This is a genomic window from Acidisphaera rubrifaciens HS-AP3 (genome assembly GCF_000964365.1).
In the GTDB taxonomy this organism is placed as follows: Bacteria; Pseudomonadota; Alphaproteobacteria; order Acetobacterales; family Acetobacteraceae; genus Acidisphaera; species Acidisphaera rubrifaciens.
The window spans coordinates 1-1,267 of record NZ_BANB01000542.1 but is presented as its reverse complement, the minus strand read 5'-3'; the positions used below and the strand labels follow the sequence as shown (position 1 = coordinate 1,267).

Annotated in this window: 2 protein-coding genes; both read left to right on the top strand. The window is 68.8% G+C overall.

Annotated elements, in window-relative coordinates; genetic code table 11:
* Nucleotides 1-1,009, top strand: a 1,009-nt coding sequence (locus B8460_RS14320) for a pyruvate dehydrogenase complex E1 component subunit beta (protein ID WP_048862292.1), incomplete at its 5' end; no start/stop codon positions are given.
* A partial coding sequence (locus tag B8460_RS14315) for a biotin/lipoyl-containing protein (protein ID WP_048862291.1) occupies nucleotides 1,009-1,267 on the top strand: 259 nt, incomplete at its 3' end. The genes B8460_RS14320 and B8460_RS14315, both read left to right, overlap by 1 nt.

The window sequence follows — 1,267 nt, the reverse complement described above, 5'->3', positions numbered from 1 at the left end:
GGCCGTCGCGCCCGAGGACCGGGACTGGGGTCCGGCGGCGCCGATCACCGTGCGCGAGGCGCTGCGCGACGCGATGGCGGCGGAGCTGCGTCGCGACGCCGACGTGTTCCTGATGGGCGAGGAGGTCGCGCAGTACCAGGGCGCCTATAAGATCAGCCAGGGGCTGCTCGACGAGTTCGGCCCGCGGCGGATCATCGACACGCCGATCACCGAACACGGCTTCACCGGCATGGCGGTCGGCGCGGCGATGGCCGGCCTCAAGCCGATCGTCGAGTTCATGACGTTCAACTTCGCCATGCAGGCGATCGACCAGATCATCAACTCGGCGGCCAAGACGCTGTACATGTCGGGCGGCCAGATGGGCTGCCCGATCGTGTTTCGCGGACCGAACGGCGCCGCCAGCCGCGTCGCCGCCCAGCACAGCCAGTGCTATGCGAGTTGGTATGCGCACTGCCCCGGCCTGAAGGTCGTCGCACCCTGGTCGAGCGCGGACGCGAAGGGATTGCTGCGGGCGGCGATCCGCGATCCCAACCCGGTGATCGTGCTGGAGAACGAAATCCTCTACGGCCACAGCTTCGACTGCCCGACCGACGAGGATTTCATCCTGCCGATCGGCCGCGCGAAGATCGAGCGGCCGGGCACGCACGTCACCATCGTCGCCTTCAGCATCATGGTCGGCGTCGCCATGAAGGCCGCCGAGACGCTGGCCGCGCGCGGGATCGAGGCGGAGGTGATCAACCTGCGCAGCCTCCGCCCGCTGGACACCGCGACGATCGTCGAGAGCGTCAAGAAGACCAACCGCCTCGTCACGGTCGAGGAGGGATGGCCTTTCGCCGGCATCGGCGCCGAGGTCGCGATGCAGATCATGGAGCACGCCTTCGACTGGCTCGACGCGCCGCCGGTGCGCGTGCACGGTCATGACGTTCCGCTGCCGTATGCGGCGAATCTGGAAAAGCTGGCGCTGCCGCAGCCCGACTGGGTGGTGGACGCCGTGGGGAAGATCGTCTGATGCCGACCAACATCCTGATGCCCGCGCTGTCGCCCACCATGACCGAGGGCACGCTGGCGCGCTGGCTCAAGAAGGAAGGCGACACCATCGCCGCCGGCGACGTCATCGCCGAGATCGAGACCGACAAGGCGACGATGGAGGTGGAGGCGGTCGACGAGGGCGTGCTGGGCAAGATCCTGGTCCCCGACGGCACCGAGGGCGTGGCCGTCAACGCGCCGATCGCGATCCTGGTCGCCGAGGGCGAGGCGGTCCGCGACG